Source organism: Kitasatospora sp. NBC_01250 (assembly GCF_036226465.1).
GTDB lineage: Bacteria > Actinomycetota > Actinomycetes > Streptomycetales > Streptomycetaceae > Kitasatospora.
Map to the genome: position 1 here is coordinate 8641601 of NZ_CP108476.1, position 20863 is coordinate 8662463.

22 protein-coding genes and 1 tRNA gene are annotated in these 20863 nt (G+C 73.3%); 8 read left to right on the plus strand and 15 right to left on the minus strand.

Annotated elements, in window-relative coordinates:
* Nucleotides 1–301: 301 nt before the first annotated feature.
* Nucleotides 302–1498 (plus strand): serine hydrolase domain-containing protein, encoded by a 1197-nt coding sequence (locus OG500_RS36495; protein WP_442907112.1) that lies wholly within the window; start codon nt 302–304, stop codon nt 1496–1498.
* Nucleotides 1499–1577: 79 nt separating this feature from the next.
* On the opposite strand, the gene OG500_RS36500 is transcribed toward OG500_RS36495, so the two are convergent.
* From OG500_RS36500 to OG500_RS36530, 7 genes are all read right to left on the minus strand, one after another.
* Entirely contained in the window at nt 1578–2348 is a 771-nt protein-coding gene (locus tag OG500_RS36500; RefSeq protein ID WP_327071177.1) for a pirin family protein, read from the minus strand.
* 127 nt (nt 2349–2475) lie between these two features.
* Nucleotides 2476–2781, minus strand: coding sequence for a GNAT family N-acetyltransferase (locus OG500_RS36505; protein ID WP_329586794.1), 306 nt, complete (start codon nt 2779–2781; stop codon nt 2476–2478).
* A gap of 157 nt (nt 2782–2938) precedes the next feature.
* Complete coding sequence (locus tag OG500_RS36510; RefSeq protein ID WP_329586798.1) at nt 2939–5002, minus strand: phosphocholine-specific phospholipase C; 2064 nt, start codon at nt 5000–5002, stop codon at nt 2939–2941.
* Nucleotides 5003–5134: 132 nt separating this feature from the next.
* Nucleotides 5135–6157: an acetamidase/formamidase family protein gene (locus OG500_RS36515; protein WP_327071180.1), complete on the minus strand. Its 1023-nt coding sequence runs from the start codon at nt 6155–6157 to the stop codon at nt 5135–5137.
* A 185-nt stretch (nt 6158–6342) separates the two neighbouring features.
* The gene (locus OG500_RS36520; protein ID WP_327071181.1) at nt 6343–6495 is read right to left on the minus strand and encodes a hypothetical protein; all 153 of its coding nucleotides are present in this window, start codon (nt 6493–6495) and stop codon (nt 6343–6345) included.
* 139 nt (nt 6496–6634) lie between these two features.
* Nucleotides 6635–6763, minus strand: coding sequence for a hypothetical protein (locus OG500_RS36525; protein ID WP_327071182.1), 129 nt, complete (start codon nt 6761–6763; stop codon nt 6635–6637).
* Nucleotides 6764–6863: 100 nt separating this feature from the next.
* A complete protein-coding gene (locus tag OG500_RS36530) occupies nt 6864–7730 on the minus strand; it encodes a universal stress protein (RefSeq protein WP_327071183.1) in 867 nt (288 codons plus the stop codon).
* 203 nt (nt 7731–7933) lie between these two features.
* Here OG500_RS36530 and OG500_RS36535 point away from each other — a divergent pair, with 203 nt between their 5' ends.
* Together OG500_RS36535 and OG500_RS36540 are read left to right on the plus strand one after the other, a co-directional pair.
* A complete protein-coding gene (locus OG500_RS36535; protein WP_327071184.1) occupies nt 7934–9067 on the plus strand; it encodes a mechanosensitive ion channel family protein in 1134 nt (377 codons plus the stop codon).
* Between the two features lie 190 nt (nt 9068–9257).
* Complete coding sequence (locus tag OG500_RS36540) at nt 9258–9497, plus strand: DUF6296 family protein (RefSeq protein ID WP_327071185.1); 240 nt, start codon at nt 9258–9260, stop codon at nt 9495–9497.
* Between the two features lie 97 nt (nt 9498–9594).
* Here the strand turns inward: OG500_RS36540 and OG500_RS36545 are convergent, their stop codons facing one another.
* The 5 genes from OG500_RS36545 to OG500_RS36565 all read right to left on the minus strand — a co-directional run bounded on the left by OG500_RS36545 (nt 9595) and on the right by OG500_RS36565 (nt 12834).
* A complete protein-coding gene (locus OG500_RS36545; RefSeq protein ID WP_327071186.1) occupies nt 9595–10725 on the minus strand; it encodes a carboxylate-amine ligase in 1131 nt (376 codons plus the stop codon).
* Nucleotides 10726–10799: 74 nt separating this feature from the next.
* Nucleotides 10800–11111: a WhiB family transcriptional regulator gene (locus OG500_RS36550; RefSeq protein WP_327071187.1), complete on the minus strand. Its 312-nt coding sequence runs from the start codon at nt 11109–11111 to the stop codon at nt 10800–10802.
* Nucleotides 11112–11426: 315 nt separating this feature from the next.
* Complete coding sequence (locus tag OG500_RS36555; RefSeq protein ID WP_327071188.1) at nt 11427–11843, minus strand: hypothetical protein; 417 nt, start codon at nt 11841–11843, stop codon at nt 11427–11429.
* Nucleotides 11844–12004: 161 nt separating this feature from the next.
* Complete coding sequence (locus OG500_RS36560; protein WP_327071189.1) at nt 12005–12457, minus strand: SRPBCC family protein; 453 nt, start codon at nt 12455–12457, stop codon at nt 12005–12007.
* Between the two features lie 140 nt (nt 12458–12597).
* Nucleotides 12598–12834, minus strand: a complete 237-nt coding sequence (locus OG500_RS36565; protein WP_327071190.1) for a hypothetical protein — start codon at nt 12832–12834, stop codon at nt 12598–12600.
* Nucleotides 12835–13216: 382 nt separating this feature from the next.
* On the opposite strand from OG500_RS36565, the gene OG500_RS36570 reads away from it, so the two are divergent.
* Nucleotides 13217–14116, plus strand: a complete 900-nt coding sequence (locus OG500_RS36570) for a class I SAM-dependent methyltransferase (protein WP_329586808.1) — start codon at nt 13217–13219, stop codon at nt 14114–14116.
* Nucleotides 14117–14127: 11 nt separating this feature from the next.
* On the opposite strand, the gene OG500_RS36575 is transcribed toward OG500_RS36570, so the two are convergent.
* From OG500_RS36575 to OG500_RS36585, 3 genes are read right to left on the minus strand one after another with little or no spacing between them, the layout of a single operon-like run.
* A complete protein-coding gene (locus tag OG500_RS36575) occupies nt 14128–15249 on the minus strand; it encodes an NAD(P)-dependent alcohol dehydrogenase (RefSeq protein WP_329587923.1) in 1122 nt (373 codons plus the stop codon).
* 2 nt (nt 15250–15251) lie between these two features.
* Nucleotides 15252–16676, minus strand: coding sequence for an aldehyde dehydrogenase family protein (locus OG500_RS36580; RefSeq protein WP_329586811.1), 1425 nt, complete (start codon nt 16674–16676; stop codon nt 15252–15254).
* A gap of 8 nt (nt 16677–16684) precedes the next feature.
* Nucleotides 16685–17440 (minus strand): (5-formylfuran-3-yl)methyl phosphate synthase, encoded by a 756-nt coding sequence (locus OG500_RS36585; protein WP_329586814.1) that lies wholly within the window; start codon nt 17438–17440, stop codon nt 16685–16687.
* 242 nt (nt 17441–17682) lie between these two features.
* Between OG500_RS36585 and OG500_RS36590 the strand changes: the two genes are divergently transcribed.
* From OG500_RS36590 to OG500_RS36605, 4 genes are all read left to right on the plus strand, one after another.
* Complete coding sequence (locus OG500_RS36590) at nt 17683–18138, plus strand: hypothetical protein (RefSeq protein WP_327071194.1); 456 nt, start codon at nt 17683–17685, stop codon at nt 18136–18138.
* Nucleotides 18139–18396: 258 nt separating this feature from the next.
* Nucleotides 18397–18486, plus strand: a tRNA-Arg gene (locus OG500_RS36595).
* A gap of 926 nt (nt 18487–19412) precedes the next feature.
* Entirely contained in the window at nt 19413–19841 is a 429-nt protein-coding gene (locus OG500_RS36600; protein ID WP_329586817.1) for an SMI1/KNR4 family protein, read from the plus strand.
* An 81-nt stretch (nt 19842–19922) separates the two neighbouring features.
* Nucleotides 19923–20834, plus strand: a complete 912-nt coding sequence (locus OG500_RS36605; RefSeq protein WP_329586819.1) for an ADP-ribosylglycohydrolase family protein — start codon at nt 19923–19925, stop codon at nt 20832–20834.
* Nucleotides 20835–20863: the final 29 nt, after the last annotated feature.

Here is a 20863-nt window from a genome sequence, read left to right on the forward strand (position 1 = left end):
TCTCGGCCGCGCGCTCTCGGCTGCCCGTCCTCGTCCGCCCGTCCTCGGCCGCCCGTCTCGACCGCGCGATCGCGCTCTCTCCCCGGCGCGCCCTCCGGCTCGGGCCGGCAACGGCTCCGGCGCGCACCATCCTGGCCGCCAGGACAGCGGGTGCGCATCACGGGAACGCGGGAGAAACTCCTCGCTCGGTCGGGGGAGGTCAGCGGCGGTTCCTGCGACCACACTGGCCGATCGTGACCAGGGAGTCGCTCGGTTGCCGAGCCTTCCCCTGGTCTCCCAACGATCCCAGAGGAGTTGACTCATGCGTGAGCAGATGCGACAGGGGCTTTCGGTCGGGCAGGGGCTTTCGGTCGGGCGGGGGCGGCAGGGCCGGCGCGCGGTGCTGCCGGCCGTGGTGGCGGTCGGCGTCATGACCCTGAGCGCCGCCCTGGCGCCGTCCGCCGTCTCCGCCACCGCCAGGCCGGACGCCGTCCAGCAGGGCCTGAACGCACTGCTGCACAACGACGGTGTGCCCGCCGCGCTGGCCGGCGTCCAGGGCCGCGACGGCCGCATCCGCACCTACACCGCGGGGGTCGGCGACCTGGCCACCGGTGCGAAGGTGCCGGTCGACGGGCAGGTGCGGATCGGCAGCAACACCAAGACGTTCACCGCGGTGGTCGTGCTGCAACTGGTCGGCGAGGGGAAGATCGGCCTCGACGAACCGATCGAGACCTACCTGCCGGGCCTGGTCCGGGGCGACGGGATCGACGGGCGCCACATCACCGTGCGCCAGCTGCTGCAGCACACCAGCGGGATCCCCGACTACGAGGGCTACATTGACGAGGCCGCGATGCAGGACCGCTACTACGACCCCCGCGACCTGCTGGACATCGCGCTGCAGCACAAGGCCGACTTCGCTCCCGGGACGGGGTTCAACTACAGCAGCACCAACTACGTGCTGGCCGGCCTGATCGTCCAGAAGGTCACCGGCCGCCCGCTGCCCGAGGAGATCGAGCAGCGGGTCGTCCAGCGCATCGGGCTGCGCCACACCTACTTCCCCGCCCCCGGCGACCGGACCATCCGGGAGGCCCATCCCCAGGGGTACCGCAGGGATGCGGCCGGCGGACCGCTGCTCGACTTCACCCAGATGGATCCCTCCGCGGGCTGGGCGGCGGGCCAGATGATCTCCACCAACTCCGACCTCGACCGGTTCTTCACCGCCCTCCTCGGCGGCCGCCTCCTCCCGGCGGCCCAGCTCGCCCAGATGCGCACCACCGTCCCCATCGGCACCACCGGCGCCGGCTACGGGCTGGGGATCATCAGCAGGCCGCTCTCCTGCGGTGGCGTCTACTGGGGCCACGGCGGCGACATCCCGGGTTACGAGACCCGGGGCGGGGTCACCGACGACGGCCGGGCCGCCGACGTCGCGGTGACCACCATCCCGACCGACCCGGTCGGCACCACGCACGTCGAGAACGTCGTGGACACGGCCCTGTGCGGGCTGCCGCACGCCTCCTGAGGCCGGGCCGTCGGCCCGGGCCGACCCGCGCGACATCCGGCACCTCCGGGGTCGCGCCGGGCCGGCGCCGGGCGGACGGTCATCGGGCGATGGTGGCGTGCATCTCCCACACGAGGATCTCCGCCTGCTCGACCGCGGTGACCCTCTGCCCGCCGATCGCGGTGAAGCGCACGGCGTCGCCGGCGTCCAGTGGGCCGACGCCTTCGAGCGCGACCTTGCCGCGGGGGACGAACAGGTGCACGAAGGGGGCGTCGGGCAGCTCGACGCTCTGGCCGGGCAGCAGGCGGGCGGCGTGCAGCGCCGCGTGGCGGTTCCTGATCCGGACGGCCGACGCGCCGTCGTGCCTGTCCATTCCCGAGGCGACCGGGACCAGGCCGCCGGAGAGCAGTTCGCCGTCGATTTCGAGCTGCTCGTAGCCCGGGGTGATGCCGCCCTCGTCGGGCAGGACCCACATCTGGACGAAGTGGACGGGGTCGGTGTGGGCGTCGGTGCCGGCCAGGCGCCAGGAGTCGTTCTTCTCCGAGTGCAGGATGCCGGTTCCGGCGCTCATCCGCTGGGCGAGCCCGGGGTAGATCACGCCGGAGTGGCCGGTGGAGTCCTGGTGGACCAGGGAACCCTGCAGCACCCAGGTGACGATCTCCATGTCGCGGTGCGGGTGGGTCTCGAAGCCGCTGCCCGGCTTGACGATGTCGTCGTTGTTGACGAGCAGCAGCCCGTGGTGGGTGTTGGCGGGATCGTAGTGTCCGCCGAAGGAGAAGGAGTGCTTGGAGTCCAGCCAGTCGATCTTCGTGCTGGAGCGCTCGGCGGCGCGGCGGACGTCGATCCGTGGGTGGTTCGCGGTGGTGTTCACCTCGGGTCCTTTCGTGCGGGGGCCTCGCACGGGAGAACATAGTTCATCGTTCAACTATTTCCATGTGCAGGGGGCAACCCCGGTCCGGCGCGCCCCTCGCTGCCGCGCGCCCGCCGCCGTGTGGTGCTCAGAGGCCGAAGCGGGTGCGCTGGGCCTCGGGCACCAGGTCGACGTAGTCGGGGTGCTTGGTCAGCCAGTCGCGGATGAAGGGGCAGTAGGGGAGCACGTCGGCGCCCTGCTCCCGGGCGGCGTCGAGTGCGGCGCGGGCCAGTCGGCCGGCGAGTCCGCGGCCCGCGAAGGCGGGGTCGACCTCGGTGTGGATGAAGGCGATCTCGTTCTCGTGCCGGAAGTACTCGGCGAAGCCCGCGAGTGCACCGTCCTCGGTGATCTCGAACCGCGACCGGTCGGGGTTGTTCCTGACGTCGCTGCTCATCGTTCCATCCTCCTGCTGTCGGGTTGGGGCTGCGCGGTCGCGGCGGTCCCACCGACATTTAATTTATCATTCAACAAGATGCTGATCAAGCATGCCGGAGGCCTGCGGGCGGCGAGTGCCGCCCGCAGGCCTCCGGCATGGTGTGCGCGGTCGGTGGTCAGCCGCTGATGCTCACCGTGCCGGTCTCCAGGTGGCCGACGGCCCGGCGGGACCAGCTGCTGTCGCTGCTGACGGTGACGGTGAAGTCGTACCAGCCCTGGGCGACGGTCACGGCGTTGAAGAAGTCCGTGACGGTGGCACCGGTGGCGACCTGGTACGTCCACACGCCGCCGCGGTAGTTGTTCGAGGTGATGGTGAACGTGGCGCTGCTGGAACCGGAGTTGGTCATCGCGAACCAGACCGCCGGCTTCCCGGTGTCCGGCGCCGGTGCGTAGGAGGTGGTGGCCTCGGCGCTCTTGCCCGCGGTGGTGGCGTTGCCGGTGAAGCGGCGCAGGAAGCGGTTGGGGCCCACGACGGTGAGGTCGTACTGGCCGTTGCCGTAGTTCGCGCCGATGTCGAAGGCCTCGCTGGCGCTGCCGTCGGTGCGGGAGGCGGCGTTGTAGGGGGCGACCGTGTACTGCCAGGGGCCGTCCGTGCGGTAGGCGTTGGCGTAGACCGAGTAGTGCGCGTAGGCGGTGGCCTGCGGGCCCTGGTTGGCGAGGTCGATCCAGAGCCGGATCTGGTTGTTCGCGTCGTACTCGATGTGGTCGACCCAGGCGTTGGGCTGGTAGGGGAGCGCGCGGGCGGGCTTGGTGCCGCTCTCCTGGCCGGGCATGGCGTTGTTGCTCGGGCCCGGGTTGATCTGCGTGTTCGCCGTGGCCTGGCTGATGGTGGCGCTGGTGTCGGGCAGTGCGGGGAGCCCGTAGACCGGGTTGGCGAAGTCGAAGGCGCCGGTGAGGTCGCCGCAGACCTGGCGGCGCCAGGTGCTGATGTTCGGGCAGGTGGCCGGGGTGCCCAGCGCGGCGGTCCAGGTCTCCAGGAAGCGGATGACGCTGGTGTGGTCGTAGACCTGGGAGTCCACGTAGCCGCCGCGGGTCCACGGCGAGGCGATGATCATCGGCACCCGGAAGCCGAGGCCGATGTTGGTGCCGGAGTAGAACTCGTCCGCGGTCCCGGCGGGGGCGACCGGCGGCGGCACGTGGTCGAAGAAGCCGTCGTTCTCGTCGTAGTTGAGGAACAGGGCGGTGGAGTTGAAGGTGGTGGGGTCCGCCGCGAGCGCCTGCAGCACGAGGTTGACGAAGTGCGCCCCGTTCTCCGGCGGGCCGTCGGGGTGCTCGGAGAAGAGCTGGTTGGACACCACCCAGGAGACCTGGGGCAGCGTGCCCGCGAGCGCGTCGGCCTTGATCGCCGCCGCGATGTCGTCCGGCGTCGAGCCGGTGCTGGGCACCGAGCCCATGCCGCGCTGGCTCAGCGGGCTCGAACTGGCCGCACTGGTGAACTGGTTGAAGTAGGCGAGGCCGTTGTCGCCGAAGTTGTCGCTGGCGTTCTGGTAGACCTTCCAGCTCACCCCGGCGTTCTGCAGGGCCTCGGCGTAGGTCTGCCAGTGCAGGCCGCTCTCGCTGCCGCCGTCGTAGGCCGCGCCGCCCGCGGTGCCGTTCGGGTCGATCATGCCGGACCACAGGTAGGTGCGGTTGGGGCCGGTGGCGGACAGGATCGAGCAGTGGTACGCGTCGCAGATGGTGTAGGCGTCGGCCAGCGCGTAGTGGAACGGGATGTCCGAGCGGGTCATGTAGCCCATGGTTCTGTTCGAACCCTTGGCGGCGATCCAGGAGTCCATCTTCCCGTTGTTCCACGCCTGGTGCTGGGTGGACCAGGAGTGGTCGAGCGAGCCGTCGCACTGGGCCAGCAGCTCGCCGCTGCTGCCCCACCACCAGGTGTTGGTGGCGCTCAGCTGCCACGGGTACTGCCGGCCGCTGCCGTTGGGCTGGTTGAAGACGCTGTTGCCGCCCGCGAGCTGGATCGTCGACCGGTCGCCGAAGCCGCGCACGCCCTTCATCGACCCGAAGTAGTGGTCGAAGCTGCGGTTCTCCTGCATCAGCACGACGACGTGCTTGACATCGCTGATCGTCCCCGTGGTCGCGGCGGCCGCGCGGGGCGCGACGCCGGGCAGGGAGTCCAGCCCCACGGCCGCGCCGAGCGCGGCGGCGGAACCGAGGAAGGTACGACGGGTCACGGGCGACACGGAGGGCCTCCGAAAGTAATCTATACAACTCCAGCGGGGAGACTCTGAGACAGTAAGGTTTCGGCCAGTCGGTGACAATGCGTCGGCGAGATGAAGTGCGGCGGACCATTGCACAGGTTCGCCGACGATGCGTCAGCCGAGCGGGCCCTGCGGCGCGGCGCTGCGCAGGTGTTCGTGCAGGCCGCCGTGGGCCGGTCCGGCCGGGGCCGGCAGCCACTCCTTGCGCACCTTCGCGACGGCGGTGTAGTTGGTGTCGCAGACATTGGCCAGTGGTGACTCCACCGCCTGGGAGAGGAACTGGTAGGCGTCCATGGCCGCGAAGCCGTAGTCGCGCACCAGCCACTGCACCAGGTCGAGTTGGGCGATCCGGAAGGCGTCCTCCAGCGGGCGGGCGGAGCCGGTGGAGATCAGGTGGGTGTCCGACTCCAGCCGGGGCCAGGGCGTGGCCACACCCTTGAGCAGTTCCACCACGACCACCGTGTGCATCGCGCACTCCACCGCCACCCCGCAGGTCTCGCCCTCGCCCTGGCGGGCATGGCCGTCGCCGAGGCTGAACAGCGCGCCGGGCACGTTGACCCCGAGGTAGCAGGTGACGCCGGCGCGCATCTCCGGGGTGTCCAGGTTGCCGCCGTGCGCGTCGGGGACCAGCGCGGAGCGCACCTCCAGGTTGGCCGGGGCGACCCCGACCGTGCCGTGCATCGGGTCCATCGGCAGCTTGAGCCGCAGGTCGCCCTCGCGGGCGGTGAACAGGCAGCTGCGCTCGGCGCGGTCGAGCTGCCAGATCCAGACCCGCTCGGGCAGCGGTTCCTGCAGTGTCGCGGTGGTGTGGGTGGAGGTGAGCGCGCCGAACAGCGGCACGGTGGTGGAGGCGGCCCAGTCGCGGGCCGGCTCGATCGACACGAAGTGCAGTGCCAGGGTGTCGCCGGGCTCGGCGCCCTCGACGAAGAACGGGCCCGTCTGCGGGTTGAGGAACGGGAACCGGCAGACCTCGGAGACCAGGGTCTTCTCCGAGGTGACCTGGCCGCCGAAGCAGTCCTCGGTGAACAGGTCCAGCACGGTGCCGGGCGCGACGGTGGCCAGCGGCCGGGCGCCGCCGAAGGTCCAGGCGTACTGCTCGGGGGAGGGGCGCACGGTCAGGACACGGGGGTCGGTCACAGCAGCTCCTGCGTGGTCGGCGCGGGCGGGGCCGGGTCGAACTGCCCACCGCAGCAGGGTAGTGCCCGCCTCCGCTCATGCCACCGGTCGTGCTGCCCCCGCCGTCCGCCCGGGCCTCGAACGGGACGGGCCGTCACCGGTCTTTCGGTGACGGCCCGTTGAGGTCGGGATCGGTACTGGGGTGCTCATCCGAGCAGGCTGGTCAGGGCCCGGCGGGCGCGCTGACCGGTGCGCTCCGCGCGGTTCCTGAGCTGGGCGGCGCGGGCCAGGCGCAGGGTCTGGGCCTCGCGCAGGCGCTCGTCGATGGTGGCCCGGGCAGCGTCGATCTGGTACGTCATGGTCGTCTCCCCCTGTGATGGGCGGTCCGTCGGCATCACCGTGATGCCGGGTTCCGGAGGCCGCCCGCCTTCGGTACTTCAGATTCTACACCCAAACTCGCCTGGCGCCTTTCATTTTGGCATCCGTTCAGAAACTGGCCTACTGATCGAAGGCTGTGAGCCGCTTCGGGACCTGTTCCACGGCGGCATCCGAGGTGTCCGGGCGGTGGACGGCCGCGACCGCGCTCTCCAGGTAGGGGGAGTCGCCGCGCAGCGGGCGGCAGGTCACCCCTCCCCGCCGGCCCGCGTGACGCGCGTCCGGGCTGCGGCTGTCAGGGCGGCCGGACGCGGCGGCTGAGGGTCAATGCGTGACGGTCAGGAGGTGACGGTCAGTCGTGCGGCACGACGGCGACCGGGCAGGCCGCGTGGTGGATGGCGGCATGGGTCACTGGGCCGATCCGGGGTGTCAGGCCGGTGCGGTTGCCGCCGCGCCCCACGACCAGCAGGCCCGCGCCGGGGGCGATGTCCACCACCGCTCGGGGCGGACTCTCGTGACTGAGGTGCTCCACCACGTGGACGGCGGGGAACTTCTCGCGCCAGGGGAGCAGGGCATCGTGCAGCTCCTGCCGGTCGGCCTGGAGCGCGGACTCCTCCGACACCTGCTCCCGGCCGGTGGCCGCCCGCCGATGTGGGGTGGCGTGGACGGTCAGCAGCGGCACATGGCGTCGGGCGGCGGCGCCGAAGGCGAACGCCAGCACGCGCTCGTAGCCGGGGCGCAGGCTCACGCCGACCGCCACCGGGCCGGACGGCGCGGCGACCGCACCGGGGCCCTGCGGCTCCTCGTGCGCGCGCACCAGCACCACGGGCCGTTCGCTCTGGGCGACGGCGTGCAGGGCGAGCGAGCCGAGCACGTAGCCCTGCACGCCGCCCAGCCCCTGGGAGCCGAGCACCAGCATCTCCGCGTTGGGCGCGCCGGGCAGCAGCGCCGCGGGGGAGTCGGCCGGCAGCAGCTCGGTGATGACGGGCACATGGGGGTAGCGCGCGAGCAGGTCGCTCTCCGCGTCCTGGAGGAGGCGCTGTGCGGCGAGGGCCTGCGGGTGCTCGGCCGGGACGTTCTGCGCCGTCATGGCGCGAAGGATCCACAGGTGCAGCAGCCGTACCGGTAACCCTCGCAGCTCGGCCTCGCGTGCCGCCCAACGGGCGGCGGACAGGCTCTCGGCGGAACCGTCGAGGCCGACGGTGATCTCTGGTCGCATGGCGCTCGCCTCCGTGTACCAGTCTGCCGGACCGTGTCCACCGCAGCTCCCCGACCGGTCGGGCGCCGGGAAGCCGCACCGGGCTCCCGGCGCGGCTCCCGTTGCGCGCATGCTCCCCGGCTGGACGGGCAGACGAGCCTCCGATCGGGCGACGGCACAACGCTTTCAGAGGTTCAGAGGTTCAGAGGTGAGGAGAGTTCGGCGTGACTTCATGGAGCCTGTTGCGGACGGTCGCGGTGGCGGCCTGCGCGATGCTCGTGGCATTCGCCATCAACCAGGCTGTGGTGACGGTCGCCCGCCGTGTGGCCTCACAGCGCCCCGAGAGCACCCCGCTGTCCCTGCTGCGCCGGTGCCGCAGGCCCTTCATCCTCACCATCGGCACCAGCCTGATGCTGGCGGGCGCGGGCTGGGCCGGCCTTGCCCCGGCGCCGCAGGACGCGGCCCGCCACCTGCTCGTGCTGCTCTGCCTCGGGTCGTGCGCCTGGCTGGCGGCGCGCCTGGTCGCCTTGCTGATCGACACCAGCGTGCGGTTCTCGGTGCGCCGGCAGAGCGCGAGCCAGGTGCGCCGGGCCCGTACCCAGGCGAGCATGCTGCGCCGGGTCAGTCAGGCGGCCATCGCCGTGATCGCACTGGGCGCCATGCTGATGACGTTTCCCGCCGTGCGGACCCTGGGCACCAGCCTGCTGGCCTCGGCCGGTCTGATCGGGGTGATCGCCGGTGTTGCCGCGCAGAGCACGCTCGGCAACGTCTTCGCCGGCATCCAGATGGCCTTCGGCGACATGGTGCGGATAGGCGACACGGTCGTCGTCGCCGGTGAATGGGGCACCGTGGAGGAGATCACCCTCACCTACGTCGTCGTGGCGACCTGGGACCAGCGGCGGATCGTCATGCCGGCCTCGTACTTCGCGGGGCGTCCGTTCGAGAACTGGACCCGCAGCGACAGCCGGATCACCGGCACGGCCCTGCTCCACCTCGACCACAGCACACCGGTGGACGCCCTGCGCGCCGAGTTCGAGGCGCTGCTGGCCAAGACCGACCTCTGGGACGGCGAGGGCAGCGCACTGCAGGTCGTGGATTCCACCCCGTCCACGATCGTGGTCCGGGCGCTGATGACCGCCCGCGACGCCGGCGACGCCTTCGAACTGCGCTGCCTGGTCAGGGAGAAGCTGATCGCCTACCTGCGCCAGGAGCACCCCCACGCCCTGCCCCGCCTTGCCCTGGCGCGCGCCGAGCACGTGGCCGGCGCGGACATGGCCGACGCGGACGCAGCGGGCCTGGAGACGGCCGACACGCCCGGCCGGGAGAACCGGGGGAATGGACGCGCGAAAGCCGGGTAGGCGGGGCTCGCCGCTCCGCCCGCGCGTGCCTGCGTGCGAGGCACCCGCGGGTGGGGCGGACCAAGTCGCGACCGCGTGCCCGCACTGAGCGTGCCCGCACTGAGCGGACCGGGCCGGGCCCGGTCCGCCCGCGCCACGCTGCGCCGGGCTGGGCCGGTGCAGCGGTCGGTCCCACGAGTGAAGGATTTCCATGCCCCACGAGCGTTACGAGCTGACCTTCCGCCACACTCCCGCTGTCGGTCGTCCGGACACCCCCGACGTGGTCGTGGTGCAGCGCCAGGACGCCACCGGCCCGGGCGGCCACCCGCTCTACCGTGACCGCAGCGGCATCCTCTGCGTGGAGATCAGCGATCGGGGCGAGGCCCGGATGCTCAGCACCGGCGTGCACCAGCTGCCGCTGCGCCCCACCTCCGTCCGCCGCCGCGGATAGCGCCAACGGCCGGCCGTAGCGCCCGCCGTCAGCTCGTGGGGCTCGGTCGCCTCACTCGGTCGCCTCACTCGGTCGTTTCGTAGGGCTCGCCGCAGGTTCAGGAGGCCGAGGTCTCGGCCGCGATCATCGTGATCAGCCCTTGGCGCCCGGTCTGCGCCAGGCTGCGGCGCTGGCGTTCGGCCCCGTTGCCCTCGCGCAGGTGGCGCTCCAGCAGCGGAACGACCTCGCGGGTGTCACCGGCCTCGGCCAGCGCGGGCGCGAGGTAGTCGATCATGTCCTCGACGATCGCACCGGCCGGCCGGGCCAGCCCGGTGCGCGGGTCGTGCAACTGGCCGTCCATGCCGTGCCGGGCGGCGTGCCAGCCCGCACCCGCCAGGCCCTCCGGCGGCCACTGGGGCGATGCGGGCACGGCGGACCGCTCGCGCATCAGCGTCACGGCCAGTGCCCGGACCACCCCGGCCAGCATCACCGCCTCGTCGGCGCGCAACTGCACGTCCATCGCCCGCAGCTCGATGGTGGGAAAGCGCGCCGAGAGCCGGGCCTGCCAGTACAACTGGCCACGGTCACGGATCAGTTCGGCGTCCAGCAGATGCTGGATGCGGTCCTCGTAGTCCTGGGCCCCGGCGAACACCGGGGGAATCCCGCTGATCGGCCAGCGGCCGAACACCACCGTGCGCCAGCTGGCGAACCCGGTGTCGCTGCCGTGCCACACCGGTGAGTTCGCGGACAGCGCGGTGAGGATCGGCAGCCACGGTCGCATGCGGTTGAGCAGCGCGACGCCGCACTCCTGGTCGGGAATCCCCACATGCACGTGCATGCCGTTGATCAGCGCCTCGTCGGCCAGCCGCGAGACCTGCCGGCTGATCGAGTGGTAGCGCGGCGCGTCGGTGATCGCCGGGGGAGCGGCCGGCGCGTACGGGCCGGTGCCGCACGCCGCCAGCCGGCATCCCGAGCCCTCGGCGGCGGCCGCCAGCGCGTGCCGCAGGCGCAGCAGGTGACCACCGACCTCGGCGAGCTCCCGGCAGACCGGGGTGGCCACCTCGATCTGTGCCTGGAGCAACTCGTGCTGGAGTTCTGCGTGCTCCACGGCGGGGTGCAGGCCGGCCGCCGCACGCACCGCCTCCACCATCGGCATCGGCAGCCCGCTGGCCGGATCCAGGAGCAGGTACTCCTCCTCCACCCCCACCGTCGGCGGGCCGGCCAGTACGGACTCATCACGGACAGCCATACCTCAGGGGTACCCGTACCCCGGCCGGCCACACGCCGGCAGCCGTTTCGCGGTGCGCCCGGGCAGGTCCTGGGTCAGGCCGCGACGTGGCGGCGATGGGTCACACCGCGTCGGCGGGTGCGCAGTGCGGAGGCCCGCTCCTCCGCGCTCAGGCCGCCCCAGACGCCGTAGGTCTCCCGGGTGCGCAGCGCGTGGTCCAGGCAGGCCTCGCGGACCGGACAGCCCGCACAGACCGCCTTGGCGGCGGCGTCGCGGTCGTCGTGGGCGGGGTTGCGTTCGCCGGGCGGGTGGAAGAACAGGCCGCTGTCCGCCGAACGACAGGCAGCGTGCAACTGCCACTGCCAGTAGTGCTCGAAGGCACCAGGTAGCCGTGACACGTCGGACATGGAAGCTCCTTCGGCTGGCGCCGCCGACCCGACACCGTGCGGAGCGGTGCGGCCGAGCGGGCGGTCGGACGGTTGACGTCGGGAGGGCGGCTCCGGACCTGGCGGCGCCGCCGGCCGATCGCAGGGGCGGTCCCGCCCCGGGGCCGGTGCTGCCACCGGGCCCCGGGGCGGCTGCCCGAGGCCGTCCGGGTAGCACCGCCGCGCACGGGGGGAACGCGCGGGGCGGGCGACGGCCTCGGGTGTCGTCTCACCGCGAATCGGCGCTTCAAACGGGGTACCCCCGCCGATTTTCGTTCGATGATCCGGTGCGCCGCTTCAGCCGCCCACCGGCCCGCGCACGACGGCGGCCGCCCAGGGCGTACCGACCGCCGTGAGCGAGGCGGCGGCCCCCGCAAGCTCCTCGGCCAGGGCGGCGGCCACCCGGCGGGCGTCGAGCAGGCGGTCCCGCGAGTCGCGAGCGGCGCGGGCCAGATCGAGGTCCGAGCCCAGACCGGCGGGCGCCAGGCGCCCGCCCGCCTGCTCGCTGCTGAGGAAGGAGCCCAGCTGGTCGAGGAGTTCGGGCAGTCGGGCGGTCATGGCCGCCAACGCCTGCACACTCTCGACGACTTCACCGGCCTGGGACAGGCCCGGCTTGCCGTCCGGCTGAGCACTGTGTTCGGCGGCCGCGATCAAAGCGGCTGCCTCGGCGGTGAGTTCGGCGACCGGGCGGTGCGGCGGAATGGGACTGGTCATCGTCATGCCCTCCTTCGGATCGGGTGACGGGCGAGCCTCGCCTACCCGGCCCCGGTGGCACCAGTCCTGACGTCGGGCCGCCTCACCCGGCCGCGCGCTGCCAGGCCCTCCCCGCCCTCCCCGCCCGCCTGCCCCGCCCGCCTGCCCCGGCCGCGTGGGCGTCAGCTCAGCAGGCGGTCCAGGACCCGGCCGAACACGAGCCGCCCGGCGCACGCGAGCACCGGATCGAGGAACCCCGGAAGCCACGGGAGGACGATCTCCTCCGTCCAGCTCACCACGCTCCCACCCGCTGCACCGCCCGCCGCACCGCCCCCTGCGCGGACCCGCAGCTCCGCCCAGCCGCGGACCGGGCGGCCACGCTTCGCGAGCCGGCACAGCCCGTCGGATCCGGCGGTGGGGACGGTCAGTTCGACGATCTCCATGAGGTCGTCGAAGACGAAGGGACCGAGGCTGGTCCTGGCCAGCACGGTGTCCCCGGGCTGCCGGCCGGAGCCGCGCGCGGTCGAGACGCGGGTGAACGGCACCCGCTCGCCGTGCCGGGGCCAGTCGGTCAGCCGGTCCAGGCAGGCGGCAGGGGGGAGCGCCGATCGGCGCGTCAGGACGAACAGGGCCACGGTTCACCGTAGGGACGTCGACCGCCGGCGGGCAACCGGCCTCCGGCGGTCGAACGGCGAACGGGGCTGTGTCCGTTGATTCCCAGGGAATCGGCGGACACAACCCCATCGGTTCGTGCGGACAGCCGGGGCCGGGCCCGTCACGGGGGCCTGCCGGTGGTCTGGGGCACCTGCCGCAGGTAGGCGGCCCCGCAGGAGTGGCAGAAGGGCTGCGCCGCCGGGGATCCCCAGGTGTCGGGGGACTGGGTCGCGGCAGCAGGGTCGATCTCGCGGCCGCACATGGCCTGGCTGCTGTGGTCCCTCACCATGTGCCAGTGCAGGACCCTGCCCTGTGGGTCCCCGGCTTCGTGTTCGGCGCGCATCTCATACACGTCCATGACTGCGATACTCCGAGAGGCGCAGCGGATGGGCCACCCGGGTTAGCCCAGAAGGCTGGCGCGCCGCCTCCAGGTGCCGCAGGCAGGCGTGCACGGCGGCGGACCACGGCCGCAGGGGCCGCAGGAGCTCCATGCCGCGGCGGGTGGTGCCGTGCGGCCTGCGGCCTGCGGGAGGGCGACCCCACCGGGCACCGGACCAGTACGGCGGACCAGGGTCGGGCTGTTGATATTCACCCGTCCGAGTGAACTCGGCGGACTTCTCCTGCAGGGGGCGACCGTCGGCCGGACAGTGAAGAGGCTCCTCGACCGCTCGGCTCCTCGCAGGTCCGTCATTCGCACTCCTCGCTCTTCGTGGTCCCAACTCGCCCCCACGGGAGGACACATGGTCGGCACGGCGCAGCAGAACACCGGCATGGAAGGGGTGGACGGGGGCGTCGGCGTGACGGCGCTGCTGGTCGCCGCGGCACGCGCGATCGAGACCCACCGCCACGACACGCTGGCCCAGGACACCTATGCGGAGCACTTCGTGCGCGCCGCCCCGGCCTCCGCGAGCTGGCCGGTGCGCCTGCAGCAGGCGCCGGACGGGGACGCGAACCCGTTGTGGGGGCGATTCGCCCGGTACTTCGGTCTGCGGACCAGGGTCCTGGACGACTTCCTCCTCCGCTCCGTGCACGCGGGGGCCCGTCAAGTGGTCCTGCTCGGCGCCGGGTTGGACACCCGGGCGTTCCGGCTCGACTGGCCGCCGGACCGCGTGGTCTTCGAGGTCGACCGGGAGGGCGTACTGGCCTTCAAGCACCAGGTGCTGGACGGCCTGTCGGCCACCCCGAAGGCGGCCCGGGTGCCGGTCCCGGCCGACCTGCGGGCCGACTGGGTCGCGGCCCTGACCGGGGCCGGCTTCGACCCGGCCGCACCGAGCGTCTGGCTGGCCGAGGGGCTGCTCTTCTACCTGCCCAATGCCGTAGAGACCCAGCTCATCGACACGGTGGACCAGTTGAGCGCGCCAGGAAGCGCCCTGGCCTACGAGGTCAAGCTGGAGAAGGACCTGATGGTCCACCGCGACAGCACGCTCTACACCGCGACGAGGCAGCAGATCGGCATCGACCTGCTCGACCTCTTCGTCGGCGAGCCGCGGCCCGACTCCGCAGGCCGGCTGGCCGGCAAGGGCTGGTCCACCTCGGTCCGCACCCCCTTCGACTTCACCCGCGAGCACGGACGCGGCCCGCTGCCCGAACAGAACGACGCACTGGCCGGCAACCGCTGGGTGTTCGCGAACAAGCCGTAGCGCGGTCCGGGTCAGCCGTCCCACCCCGGCGGGACCAGGACGGGCTTCACCACGCGCCCCGCGTCGCAGTCGCGTTCGGCCTCGTTGACGGCGGCGAGCGGGTAGCTGCGGATCAGCTGGTCGAAGGGGAACCGCCCGGCCTGCCAGAGCCCGGCGAGGCGTGGGATCAGCAGCCCGGGCACCGCGTCGCCCTCGCAGATGTGCGAGATCCGCCGGCCCCGGTCCAGGGTCCCCGGTTCGAGCGGCAGCGCGGCGTGCAACCGGGCCACCAGGCCGAGGTGGCCGCTCGGGCGCAGTGAGCGGAGCGCGGCGTTGATCAGCGGGACCGAGGCCGTGGTGTCCAGCGCGTACTGCGCGCCGCCGTCGGTCAGCCGCCGGATCCGGTCGGGCAGGTCGGCCGAGGCGGCGGTGCGCAGCGGGATCGCCCCGAACCGCTCGGCCAGGGCCAGCCGTTCGGTGTACCGGTCGACGGCCACCGTCACCGCCCCGGCCGCGGTGGCCGCCATCACCGCGGCCAGGCCCACCGCTCCCGCACCGAAGACCGCGAGGGTGTCGCCGGGGCCGACGGCGAAGGAGTTGAGGACCGCTCCGGCACCCGTGAGGAAGCCGCAGCCGAGCGGTCCGAGCAGTTCGAGGGGCAGCGCGCGGTCCACCCGGACGGCGTTGCGGGCCGCAACCACCGCGTACTCGGCGAACGAGGACTGGCCGAACCACCGGGGAGCCAGCTCGCCCCCGGCCGCGTCGGTGAACCGCGCCGCACGCTCCTTGCCGCCCAGGGGCTTGCGCCCGCCGAAGAGGTTGAGCGAGGCGAACTCGTCGCAGTAGGCGGGGGCCGCGGCCAGGCAGCTGCGGCAGTGTCCGCAGGAGTCGAAGCTCAGCACGACATGGTCGCCGGTGCTCAGGCCGGTGGCCGCACCGCCCGTCTCCACCACCACCCCGGACCCCTCGTGGCCCAGCACCGCCGGCAGCGGTGAGCGCCCCGCGGAGCGCCGGACCGCGAGATCGGTCCGGCACATGCCGCAGCCCGCGATCCTGACCAGTACCTCGCCCTCGGCCGGCCCCTCGTGCAGGACCACCTGCTCGACGGTGAACGGGCTCTCGTACGAGCGCAGGACCGCTGCGCCGAACCTCATCGTCACCTTCCGCACTCCTCCTCGGGGCCCGGCTCCGGGCGGTGCACGACGAACGGCCTGAGGTTCCCGTAGAGCCCCCACGGCCCGCCCGCCACGCCGACCCCGCTCTCCTTGATGCCCGCGAAGGGCTGGGCGAGGGAGAGTTCGGCGTGGTGGTTGATCCACGCCGTCCCGCACTCCAGCCGGTCGGCCACCGCCTCGGCCCGGTCGAGGTCCGTTCCCCACACCGAGCCGCCCAGCCCGAAACCGGTGCCGTTGGCCGCCGCGACCGCCTCGTCGAGGTTGCGGTACGGCAGCACCGGGAGCACCGGGCCGAACTGCTCCTGCGTCACCACCGGGCTGTCGGGCGGGACATCGGCCAGGATCGTGGGGGCGAAGAAGTAGCCGGGGCGGTCCAGCCGGTGGCCGCCGGCCACGGCTCGGGCACCGGCGGCCAGCGCCTGGGCCGTCCACCGCTCGACCCGCGCGAGTTGGGGGGCGTTGTTGACCGGCCCCAGCTGCGTGCCCGGGTCGAGCCCGGCGCCGACGACGACGGCCTTCGCCCGCTGCGCGAGGGCCTCGACCACCTGCGCGTGGAGCCGGGCCGGGACGTAGACGCGCTTGACGGCCATGCACACCTGCCCGCAGTTGCGGAACGCCGCCCAGAAGAGCCGGTCCGCGATCCGCTCCACCGCCACGTCCTCCAGCAGGATCGCAGCGTCGTTGCCGCCCAGCTCCAGGGTGACCCGGGCGAGCGAGGCCGCCGCGCCCTGCGCGACGGCCCGCCCGGTGGGCACCGAGCCGGTGAAGGTCACATGACGGATCCCCGGGTGGGCGGCCAGGCGGGCGCCGAGGGGTTCGCGACCGGTGACGACGGTCAGGACGCCCTCGGGGAGCGCGGCGGCGAGGACGGACCCCAGCAGCCGGGTGGCCAGCGGCGTGAACGGCGAGGGCTTGAGCACCACCGTGTTGCCGGCGGCGAGCGCGGGCGCGAACTTCGCCGAGGCGAGCTGCAGGGGGAAGTTCCACGGGACGATCGCGGCGACCGGCCCCAGCGCTCGCCAGCGGAGCTCGCTGCGCACCGGTCGGCCGTCCGCGATCGGCTGGGGCCCGGCGTGCAGGCCGGCGAAGTAGCGCAGGCGGGCCGCGCTGCGGGCGATCTCCGCGCGGGACTCGGCCAGGGGCTTGCCCTGTTCCCGGGTGAGCAGGGGAGCGAGGTCGGCCCCGGCCGCCTCGACGGCGTCGGCTGCCGTGAGCAGCGCGCGGGTGCGGGCGGCGGGATCGGCGCGCCAGTGGTGCCAGGCCTCCTGGGCCCGGCCGACGACGGCGTCCAGCTCCTCCGGTTGCTGGTCGGGGGCCTCGTCGAAGACCTCGCCGGTGGCCGGATCGACGACGGCGAAGTGCCCGCCGCGGGTGGTGTTCGTGGGCCGGGGCTGCGGTGTCGGCATGCCGGCGGTCAACTCGCGGTGGTGGCAGCGGCCGCGTGCTCCCGGGCGTGGCGGTCCATCTCCGCGCGGAAGGCGGCCACCAGGTGCGGCTGGATCCGTCCGGTGGTCCGGTCGCCCCCCTCGCAGACCGCCCCGCGCACCCCCACGATGTCCGTGCCGATACGGGTCAGCGCGCCGAGGTCGGCCGCCTTGACGCTGCCCGCGAGGGCGGCGAGCAGCTCGGCCTCGTGGGCCAGCCGGACGAACTCCGCACAGACCTCGGGCGGCACGTGGTCGAAGAGCCGGCTGCCGTCCTTGACCGCGGTGTCGAGCATCGCGGCGTCGCTGCCGGAGCGGCGGGCGATGTCGGGCAGGGCGAGCGGGTTGATGCAGCCGATCCGGTGGGCGTCGGCATAGCCCGAGGCGACGACGAACGCGTCCGCCCGGTACTCCTTCACGGCCCGGACGACCCCGCGCATGACCTCGACGGCCTGGTCGGGCGTCGTGCACCCGTAGAGGCCGACCTTGATGTACGTGGCCCCGGAGACGGCCGCGCCGAGCGCCGCCTGGGCCACCGTGCCGGGCTTGAACGGCACGTCCCCCACGGTGGCGGACACCGGCTTGTCCGCCGGGACCACCTCGCGGATCTCCCTGATGACCCACGGGAAGTTCGCGCCGAGCGAGCCCTCGTCGGGCTTCTTGACATCGACGATGTCGAGGTGCTCCGCCGCCTTCGCGCAGTCGCGGGCCTCCTCGACGCTGTCCGGGGATATGAGAAGCAGCAACGTGGATTCCTTCCACCGCAGTTCACCGCCTACGGGCAGCTATGCGGAGCCGGTCGCATCACTTGTGGTCCGCTCATCATTGCCGCGGCCGGTGACCACCGGTAGGGCGCGCTGAGTCCGGCTGGGGCGCAGTCCTGGCATGTACGCCCCCTTGCTGCTGCCCACGCCTGTGCCGGGACCCGCCGGGCGCGGGCGCGCGCATGAGGTAGCGTCATGGTGCTCTGCAGCCAAAGGAGTTCATCATGTCCGCCCTCACGACCCCGTTCGGCTTCAGCAGTACCGCCGCCGAAGTCGCCGCCGGCATCGACCTCACCGGCCGCCGCGCCGTCGTCACCGGCGCCTCCTCCGGCCTCGGCACCGAGACCGCCCGCCGCTGGGCCGCCGACGCCATCACCGCCAACGCCCTGATGCCCGGCGCCATCTACACCAACCTCCAGCGCCACACCGAAGGGCGCGGCAGCGGCACGGTCTCCGCCGACCTCATCAAGACCGTCGAACAGGGCGCCGCCACCTCGGTCCTGCTCGCCACCTCACCCCTGCTCGACGGCATCGGTGGCCGTTACTTCGTCGACTGCAACGAGAGCGCGACCGTCGACCGCCGCACCGGCAACCTCCAGGGCGTGGCCCGCTACGCGCTCGACCCGGAGGGCGCCAGGCGGCTGTGGACGCTGTCCGAGGACCTGCTCGCCGCCGCGTGACGCCTCCCGGGCGCGTGCCGCACGGATGCTGCAACTCCGCGGCGCCCCAGCGGGCGACGTGCACGGTTCCCTGCTGGGCGGTGGTCGGCTCGTCGGCACGGTACCGCTCGGCGGTGCGCTCAGGCCGGTGCGCTCAGGCCGGTGCGCTCAGGGGGGCGTGTCAGCCGGGGGTCAGTGTCACGTCAGTGGGGCGGGTCATAGTTGGTGGCACAGGGACGGACCGCGGCGGGCAGGGCAGCCGGAGCGGGTCGGTCCCGGGGAGAGGTGCCCGGAGTGGTTGATCGGGGACCGGGGCGCCTGGCTCCGGTCGGGCGCAAGCCCACGCAGGTTCGAATCCTGCCTTCTCCGCCTGACGCCCATGGCGACGGCGAAAACCGCTGGTGGCCCGGCAGCCGGCGCGGGATGCTCGGTGCCGATGAGCGACTTCACGTATGCCGAACCGGCCTCCCTCCACGGCCTGCTCCAGCGCGGACGCGGCCTCGGGGCCACCGCCGCGCTGGGCGACCCCCGCGCCGCCGCCGACCTCGTGTACGCGTGCGCCGTCACCGACACCCGCTGGGACCGGCAGACCGAGCATCGCAGTGCCTACCTCGCCCGGTTGATCCACCGGCTCGGCCTGCCGCTGCAACCGATCGAGGCACACCTCCTCGCCTTCACCGGGGACGACGCCGACCGGATCGAGCCCACCCTGCGGATCCTCACCCTGCTGCCGCTGCTCGGCCGGTCCGACGCGGTGCCGGTGCTGCGCCGCTACGCGGTCGACGGGCGCCACTGGGCCCTCGCCCTGGAGACGATCGCGTACAGCAGGGCCTGGGAGGAGGTGCCGGAACTCGGCACCGGGCTCGACGCGGAGGTCCTGGCCGCGCGTGACGATGCCGAACTGGCCGCCGCCGCGGACGGGGAGTCGCAGCCGTGGACCTCCTGGGCGCGGGTCCGGCCACGAGTCCGACGCCTCCTCGGCGACGACGTCGGCACCGCCGAGCAGGCGCACCACCGTCCGGTCCGACCCGACCTCGCGGGCGTCGCCGCCGCGGAACTGCTCCGGCTGGTCGCCGAGGGCCCCGCGCGCGGCAGACAACTGGCCCTGCGGGAACTGGGACGACGCGGCGACCCGGTCGTCCTCGACCTGGCCGAGGACCTCGAACTGCGCAACGCCGCCGGCTGGACACCCGGCATCGTCCAGGCCCTGCACCGCTCGCCCACGCCGCCGTGCCCCGGGTGCACCTCAGGTCAGGGCGTGCGCTTACTGCCACGGCTACCGGCTTCGGCCCCCGTTGGCGGAGGAGACGATCCGGTCCTTCGAGCGGCAGCACGGTGTCCGGCTCCCGGGCTCCTACCGCGCGTTCGTCAAGGAGGTCGCCGACGGCGGAGCGGGCCCGGACCACGGGGTGTTGGGCCTCGACGAGCAGGTGGACGAGGAGGACGCCCTGCACCAGCTTCGCGAAGAGGACCGCCATGCGGGCTTCCTGGCCGCGCCGTTCCCGCACACCGACGCGTGGCCGGGGCCGGGCCGGGAGGGCAGCGTCGAGTACTCGGTGCAGGGGAGCCTGGTGCTCGGGGAGCAGGGCTGTGGCACGTTCTCCCGGCTGGTCGTGACGGGGAGGAACGCCGGCCAGGTGTGGACCGACGACCCCGTCTGGGGCGGCCTGACGCCGGGGCCGGACTTCCGTGCCTGGTACACGGCTGGGCTGGCCGTCGGCTGAGCCGTGGCAAAACCGGTCGCGCGCACCGCTCGTCCGCACCCAGAATGCCGTGATTACCACGATGCAGAGGAGAGCAGTGCGATGACCAGCCGGCGGCAGGCCCGAGCCAGTCTGGACGGCCTTGTGATGGGCGATGCCTTCGGGGACAGCTGGTTCCTTCGCTCGGACGAGGACGCCGAGGCGCTGTTGGCCGGTCGGGGGCTGCGCCCGGGGCCGTGGTTGTGGACGGACGACTCCGCGATGGCCTGCGTGCTGTTCGCCCATCTGACGGCTCACGGGGAGGTCCGCCCGGGCGCTCTGGCAGCGGAGTTCGCCGCCGAGTACGACCGGGAGCCTGGGCGCAAGTACGGTCCGTCGATGCACGGTGTGCTGCGGCGCATCAGCGCGGGCGAGGACTGGCAGGTGGTGACGGAGACGCAGTTCGGCGGACAGGGTTCCTACGGCAACGGGGCCGCGATGCGGGTCGCGCCGCTGGGAGCCTGGTTCCGGGACGATCTGGTGGCCGCCGGTGCCCAGGCCCGGCTGTCCGCGCTGAGCACGCACGCGCACCCGGAGGCGGTCGCGGGCGCGGTTGCCGTGGCGATCGCGGCGGCGCTGGCCGCCGCCGGTGCGGACCAGGGTGTGCCGCTGCGTGCCGAGTTCCTGCGGGAGGTCGCCGCGCACCTGCCGGACAGCGACGTGCGCTCCGGGCTGCTGGTGGCCGCGGGCTTCCCCGAGCACACCTCGGTGCGGCATGCGGCCTCCGTGCTGGGGTCGGGGACGCTGATCTCGGCGCCGGACACGGTGCCGTTCGCGCTGTGGTGCGCCGCCGGGCAGTTGGACGACCTGTCCGAGGCGCTGTGGCAGACGGTCGCCGGGTGGGGTGACCGTGACACCACCTGCGCGATCGTGGGAGGCGTGGTGGCGGCCCGGACCGGGACCGCTGGGCTGCCCGTGGCCTGGTTCGACGCCCGCGAGTGCGTCCCGGCCTGGAGCGGCTGGGTCTCGCCCTGACGACCCGGCCGGGCAGTCGACGGGCCGGG